Origin of the sequence: Sphingobium fluviale (assembly GCF_004122115.1) — a bacterium.
GTDB lineage: Bacteria > Pseudomonadota > Alphaproteobacteria > Sphingomonadales > Sphingomonadaceae > Sphingobium > Sphingobium fluviale.
This window is the reverse complement of the sequence record NZ_SBKP01000017.1, coordinates 37,328-43,922: the sequence shown is the minus strand read 5'-3', so window position 1 is coordinate 43,922 and position 6,595 is coordinate 37,328. Positions and strand designations below refer to the sequence as shown.

Sequence of the window (6,595 nt, the reverse complement as noted above, 5' to 3'; positions counted from 1 at the left end):
TCAATAACGCCATGTCCAACACTCCAATATCCCCTGATCACCAAAGACAGGGAAGCGTTCAAACATGGGTCACTTCTCAGTGGAAATTACTCCCCACACCGGGTCAACTCTCAATGAAAATCAACAACTGAGCCCTGCGAACCAGTGATCGAAGCGCATTTCGGCATCGGTGAACCCCGATTGCAGCAGCGCGGTGATCAGTGTCTTGCGGAGCAAGTGCATGCAAAACAACGTCTTTTCGTCATCTGAGAGGCCCGCGACCAGTCCGTCGAGCCGTCCCAGAACAAGCGCGCAGGACGCCTCGGCCAGCGCGGCCTCTTCGCCGGAAGCGTCGTCATCAAGAGCAAATTCTGCGAGCGGATCCATGCCTGATGTGTAGTGAAGTGCCAAACACTGCACAAGTGCTGGGACGTCCTGCAAATGCACATGTGATAATTGCACTTATCACATAAGCAAATGTTGGGCTTAGATCTGATAGCAAGCAATCAAAATGGTTGCGGGACGAGGGCGTCGATGCTAAAAGGCCGTGCAAAGGAGCCGTGTCATCGCCAGCGTCGTCGTCCGCAATCTGTCCGAGGAAACCAAGTCGCGCCTCGTCGCCCGCGCCATGCGCAACAAGCACAGCCTGGAAGAGGAACTGCGCCAGATTCTCGACGCGACCGCGCACGCCGATGCGCAGAACCCCGATGCGCAGGAGCCGTTCGGCGACTGGCTGGTGCGCATCACCCGTCCGGGCTATGAGGATTTTGCGGACATCATGGACCGGATTGTCGCCGAGCGAACACTGCCCGATCGGCCGTTGCCGACGTTCGACTAATGTATCTGGTCGACACCAATTTCATTTCCGAATTCGCGCAGCGCGCGCCCAATGACGGCGTCCGGCGCTGGGCGAATCTTCATATCGGAGACGCCGGCATATCGACCGTGGCGATCTTCGAGTTGCGCCTGGGCCTTGCGCAGTTGCCCGATGGTCGGCGGCGTGACGAGTTGCTCGGGACGATCGAGCGGGCGATCAGCCGGTTCGGTCCGCGCGTCTACGCCTTCGACCGGGCGTCGGCGGAGATGGCGGGCGAACTGCACGGCGTGAGCGCGCGCGCCGGTCGACCAATGTCGCGGATGGATGCGCAGATCGCGGGCATCGCCGCGGTCTATGGTCTGACGCTGGTCACGCGAAATATTCGGGACTTTGAAGCGACTGGTCTCGACCTCATCAATCCGTGGGGCGATTGATGCGCAAGCCCGTCGTCGCGCGGCCGCAGAGACTGCTGGCACCGGAGTCATCCCTCGCGCAGGCAGAACCGGTATCGACGGACACCTTGCCGGCCGTTGCGCCCGTGGTCGAGCTGTCGTGGACGGTGATCAATATGCGCGCCGGCGCGACAATCGTCGTTAACAAGGCGCTGCTCGCCGCCTACCAGGCGGCCTCGTCGCCGCATAGCATCCGCGCGCTCAAGTCGGACCTTGAGGCGTTCGATCTCTGGTGCCGGGGTCACAATCGCATCGCGCTGCCGGCGCTGCCCGAAACCGTGGCCGACTATCTTGACGATCGCGCGGCGAAGGGGAGCAGGCCGGCATCGCTCAGCCGGTACAAGGCGTCGATCGCCAAGGTCCACCAATTGCTCGATCTCAAGGATCCGACGCCGACTCCCCTGGTCAAGCTCCGACTGGCGGCGGTGCGCAGGGACAAGGGCATAGCCCAGGCCCAGGCGCGCCCGCTGCGCTTCAAGGGGCAGGTAGCGGATGTCGCAGCCGACGCGCCGCGCGGGCTCAATGTGCGCGCATTGCTCGAAGCCTGCGCTGACGATCTTCCGGGCCTGCGTGATCGCGCGCTGCTGTCGACCGCCTATGACACCGGCCTGCGCGCGTCCGAGCTGGTGGCGGTTGCGATCGAGCAGATCGTCGAGGCGATCGATCCTGAGGCGCGACTGTTGAATATCCTGCGCAGCAAGGGCGATCCGGAAGGGGAGGGGGCGACCGCCTTTCTCAGCCCGCGCACCGTCTCGGCGATCGTGGCCTGGACGGAGGCCGCCGGGATCGGCGCGGGGCCTCTGTTCCGGCGCGTGCAGGTTCGCCGCACCAAGGCGCGGGCCGCCGTCAAGGGACGGCGGATCGACAGCATCTCCGCCCGCGAAAAATGGGATTTGCGCAAGACGCTGTCCAAACCGGCGCAGCCGGCGCGGGTCGAGTATGACATCGGCACCAAGGCGCTGCATCCAGGCTCGATCGGACCGATCTTCCGTGCCATCATCCAGCGGGCGTTCGATCACGGCGCACTCCCCGATCTGACCGCCGACGATCTGACGCGGCTGCTCAAGGGCATTAGCGCGCATTCCACGCGCATAGGGCTCAATCAGGACCTGTTCGCGAGCGGCGAGGATCTGGCGGGGGTCATGGATGCACTGCGCTGGAAATCTCCGCGCATGCCGCTCGCGTACAACCGCAATCTCGCCGCCGAGCACGGCGCTGCGGGGCGTTTGCTGGCAAAGCTCGCATAGGTGCGGTCGGGACGAGGGAGATGTGAATACGGGGAATGCAGTAAATTATGGCTGACATGAACTCCACGCTGTGGGCGGGCAATGCAGTCTTCTTTGTCCGTTCACACCAGGGTGTCGATCTGGCCGATACGGAAGGCGACAGGGGCGGCGTCGATCGCACTGTTCAATGCAATGGTCCTCACTCTCGGTGCTTCAATCCGGCTAGCCGGGCCAGCGATCGCTGTCAATCAAGAGTTCACTAAACTGACACTTTGGTATCTCATCAGGAGTAGGACGAAAATTACGGATTTTCCATAATCTGATATTATGGTAAAAACGGACTTGCCGATAACGTCGTTTTTGGCGTAAAAAGTGCCCATGAAACCTGCCCGTCAGGACCTTCGCGCATGACCGCTTATCGCCCGTTTCCGTCCGCGGTCGAACTGGTGCTGGGCGGCCACGCGCTGCTGGTCGATACCCGCGCCGCCAGCCCGCTGGCGCTCGAAGCGGAGGTGGCGGCGATGGCGCCGGCGACCAGGTCGGCGATCACAGCCGATCTCAATTGCTTCCTTGCCTGGTGCAAGGCGCGGCGGCCCGTCGCCACCGCAGTCCCGGCCGAACCCGAAACCCTCGTCCACTATCTGCACTGGCTGGCCAAGGGTTCAGAAACCCGCCCACCCGCGAAGTCTGCTACGCTTGCCCGCCGGATCGCCTCGATCGCGCGGATCCACCGAATCCTCGGCTTCGGTGATCGCGAACCGCTGCCAACTCAAGCCGGGATGGTGCGCGACACTCTGAAAGCCATCCGCCGCAAGAAGCGCGAACGGCAAAAGCAGGCCGCGCCGCTGCGACTCGGCGAGGCGATGCAGGAGGGTCAGGCACCGCCAGAGGGCGTGACCGTCAAGGCGCTGCTGGCCGCGTGCGGCACTGACATCATCGGTCTGCGCGACGCGGCGCTGATCAGTCTTGCCTATGAGAGGGCATAGCGTGGATGGTACGCTAAACAACGCTAAGGGCGAACAATCAGCGAACGCTTAGGCGGCGCGGCTATCCGGCGGCAGATTGAGGGCCTTGCGGCCAGCGGAAGCGGCTGCTCGATCCCAGAGGAAATCGCCCGAGAAAGCAATATGCTCCCAACCTACTGGGGACGTATGGGCGAGTAGATCATCAGGCACCGCGACCGATGTTGATCGTAGATGCTGGGCGGCGGCATCCATGTAGATCGTGTTCCAATAGACGATCGCGGCGACGAGCAGATTGAGGCCGGACGCCCGATATTGCTGCGCCTCGTGGCTGCGGTCGATGATGCGGCCCTGGCGGAATGTGTAGATCGCCTGCGTCAGGGCATGGCGCTGCTCGCTGTTGTTGAGACCGGCATGGCATCGCCGGCGCAGATCGGGATTTTCTAGCCAGTCCAGCATGAACAGCGTCCGCTCGATCTTGCCGATTTCCTGTAGCGCGACATCGAGCTGGTTCTGCCGTTCGTAGGCAGCGAGCTTTCGCAGCATGACCGATGGCGCGACATGGCCGGCCTTGATCGACCCTACGAGGCGCAGCACGTCTTCCCATTGCTCACCGATGATGTCGGTGCGGATACGCTTGCCCAACAGCGGGGTGATGGACGGATAGGCCGTGACCGGCGCGATCGGCGCGAGCCGCCTGTCGGGGAAGTCGCGCAGGCGCGGGCAGAAGCGAAATCCCAGCATCGCGCACAGGGCGAAGACATGATCGGTCGCCCCGCCGGTGTCGGTGTAATGCTCGACGATCCTGAGATCGGTGCCGTGGCTGGTGAGGCCGTCGAGGACATAGGGCGCCTCATGCGTCGCGGCCGAGATCACTTTGACGTGGTAGGGCGCGCGCTGATCAGAATTATGGGTGTAGAAGCTGAAGCCATGATCGACGCCATAGCGGGCGTTGATATCGCCGCCCGACGCGCCGCGCTTCGCGGCCCTGAAGAACTGGCCATCGGAACTGGACGTGGTGCCGTCGCCCCATACTCGTGAGAATGGCAGGCGGTGGTGCGCGTTGATGAGGAGGGCCAGCGCCGCGCGGTAGCTGTCGTCGCGGATATAGGCGTCATGGGTCCAGAGGAGCTGATCGCGCGTGACGCCCTGACTCGCCGCCGCCATGCGCGACAGGCCGAGATTGGTCGCATCGGCGAGGATCGTGGCGAGCAGCGCGTTTTCATTGGGACACGGCTCGCCGGTACGCAGGTTGGTGAACGCCGCAAGAAAGCCGGTTTCCTGCGCCACCTCATGCAGTAGCTCGGTGATGCGGATGCGTGGCATCATGGCATCGAGCCGGTCGGCCAGCGCTTCGGCGTCGGGCGTCGCGATCGTGCGAACGGGGGATATCTGGAGGCGGTCGTCGCGATATCGCACACCCTCCAGAGCGTCGCGCTTCAGGCGCTGGGCAAATTTCTTAAGCCGCCAGTCAAGTTCGCGGCCCCGCTGTTCGAGCCATTCGCCGGCTGTGGGTGGCAGACCGAGAGCCGACACGATCGGCTTCGCCTGGGGTTCGCTGAGCAGGTAGCTGTCGAACCGGCGGTATCCTGCCGATCGCTCCACCCAGACATCCCCGGAACGCAGCTTGTTGCGCAGATGCGCGATCGTCGCGATTTCCCAGAGACGCCGGTTGATCTTGCCGTCATCGCCCACGACGATTTTCCGCCATTCCTTGCGGAAGGGCATCGGAGCGTCGGCAGGCAGATCGCGTTTGCCCGACCTGTTGAGGTCGCGCAGCATCTCGATGGCGGCGATCGTTTTTGCACTGCCCTTTCCGGCCCTGAACTGGAGCGCCTCAAGCAGGTCGGGGGCGAACTTGCGCAACGTCGCATAGCGGTCGGCCGCCACCGTCAGCGGATCAAGGTTGGCGGTTTCCGCGATTGTCGCCACTTCTGGCCTCGCCTTCAGGAGGGTGTTCCACCCGACCGATGCGTCCAGGGCCTCCATTGGATCTTCGCCGGTATCGACCGCATCGGTCAATGCGTCGATTGTCCTGCGAAAGATCAGCATCAGCCGCGCCACATTCTTTGACGTGGTGGCATAGCTGCGCGCCTGGGCGTTCTTCGCGCGGGTGAAGATGCTGCCGATCAGCTTGTCCGCCATCTCCAAGGCGTTATCGGTCAGTCGTTCCTCGAGGTCGAGCAGGAACGCAACCAGCGTAGCGCGCCGTCGGGAGGGAATATATCGCTCGATCATATAGGCAGGCGAAGCGCGGCCTTCCCTGACATATTGCCGAAATCGGTCGGCATGGATGCGGCCAGCCACGTCCGGGGAGATGCCGATCTTCCGCACTTGCCGCAGGCGGTCGAGAATCTGGCGGATGTGATCGGGCCTGGCCGCAACGGGAATGGTCTTGAGCGAAGCGAGTTGGCTCATGCCGCCGGCGTCGTCAAAGACCTGGTCGAGGGCGTGGACCTGTTCGGCGCTAAGATCAGCGATCAGGGCGTAGGCAGCCTGCTTGCGGGCACGCGCGCGTCCCGCACTACTGGCGCGTTCGATGGTGGAGATGGACGGCAGTAGAATCCGGGCCTCGCGAAGGGCGGTGACAACGCCGATCGCTATCGTCATCCCCTTGTCGGTCGCCCATGCCGTTTTCGCGGCCGCTTCGATCATGAAGGGAATGTCGGCGCGGGTTGGTCCACGAAGGCCCGCTCGCATCGCCAGCTCGCGGGCATGGTCCGTCATCGTCTGATCCCGCGCTGCATAGTTGGCCAGGTCGGTTACGTGTAGACCAAGTTGTTCCGCGACGAAGGCGGCGAGATCATGGGGTATCGCTCCCTTGTCCTGTATCAACTGCGCCAGTGTGATGCCCGGGTGCCGCAAGAGCGCGAGTTGCAGCGCGACACCCAACTGGTTCCGTCGCTCCCGTCGTGCGCCGATGATCTCGATGTCCGAAGGCTCGAAGGTGTAGAGCCGGGCTAGATGGTCGCGCTCGCTCGGGATGGCGAGGATCTGATCGCGTTCGCTCTCGGTCAGGAGTTGATGCTTACGCTTCGTCATTCCGATTCCCGTCCACAAAAGGTCATCTGGGCCTATGGACAGCCATGAGTAAAGAGACATAGTATGTGGACGGATATGGATGGGGCGAAGCGATCGCCCTTCAGATCGTCCACAGAA

At 63.0% G+C, this 6,595-nt stretch carries 6 protein-coding genes; 4 read left to right on the top strand and 2 right to left on the bottom strand.

The window, feature by feature from the left end; all coding sequences use genetic code 11:
• Positions 1-120 precede the first annotated feature (120 nt).
• A complete protein-coding gene (locus EQG66_RS13520) occupies positions 121-366 on the bottom strand; it encodes a hypothetical protein (RefSeq protein ID WP_129405083.1) in 246 nt (81 codons plus the stop codon).
• Between the two features lie 160 nt (positions 367-526).
• On the opposite strand from EQG66_RS13520, the gene EQG66_RS13515 reads away from it, so the two are divergent.
• The 4 genes from EQG66_RS13515 (at position 527) to EQG66_RS13500 (ending at position 3,460) form a co-directional block, all read left to right on the top strand.
• Positions 527-817 carry a FitA-like ribbon-helix-helix domain-containing protein gene (locus EQG66_RS13515; protein WP_129405082.1) on the top strand — a complete coding sequence of 97 codons (291 nt, stop codon included), beginning with the start codon at positions 527-529 and terminating at the stop codon, positions 815-817.
• Positions 817-1,230, top strand: coding sequence for a type II toxin-antitoxin system VapC family toxin (locus EQG66_RS13510; RefSeq protein ID WP_129405081.1), 414 nt, complete (start codon positions 817-819; stop codon positions 1,228-1,230). Before EQG66_RS13515 ends, EQG66_RS13510 begins: the two co-directional genes overlap by 1 nt.
• A 134-nt stretch (positions 1,231-1,364) precedes the next feature.
• Positions 1,365-2,495: a tyrosine-type recombinase/integrase gene (locus EQG66_RS13505; RefSeq protein WP_245988096.1), complete on the top strand. Its 1,131-nt coding sequence runs from the start codon at positions 1,365-1,367 to the stop codon at positions 2,493-2,495.
• A gap of 386 nt (positions 2,496-2,881) precedes the next feature.
• A complete protein-coding gene (locus EQG66_RS13500; protein ID WP_245988095.1) occupies positions 2,882-3,460 on the top strand; it encodes a site-specific integrase in 579 nt (192 codons plus the stop codon).
• 48 nt (positions 3,461-3,508) lie between these two features.
• On the opposite strand, the gene EQG66_RS13495 is transcribed toward EQG66_RS13500, so the two are convergent.
• Positions 3,509-6,478, bottom strand: a complete 2,970-nt coding sequence (locus tag EQG66_RS13495) for a Tn3 family transposase (RefSeq protein WP_015449292.1) — start codon at positions 6,476-6,478, stop codon at positions 3,509-3,511.
• Positions 6,479-6,595 lie beyond the last annotated feature (117 nt).

Coding starts and splice junctions, on each gene's coding strand:
- EQG66_RS13520 (WP_129405083.1), bottom strand. CDS start 366: ATGGATCCGCTCGCAGAATTTGCTCTTGATGACGACGCTTCCGGCGAA.
- EQG66_RS13510 (WP_129405081.1), top strand. CDS start 817: ATGTATCTGGTCGACACCAATTTCATTTCCGAATTCGCGCAGCGCGCG.
- EQG66_RS13500 (WP_245988095.1), top strand. CDS start 2,882: ATGACCGCTTATCGCCCGTTTCCGTCCGCGGTCGAACTGGTGCTGGGC.
- EQG66_RS13495 (WP_015449292.1), bottom strand. CDS start 6,478: ATGACGAAGCGTAAGCATCAACTCCTGACCGAGAGCGAACGCGATCAG.
- EQG66_RS13505 (WP_245988096.1), top strand. CDS start 1,365: ATGCGCGCCGGCGCGACAATCGTCGTTAACAAGGCGCTGCTCGCCGCC.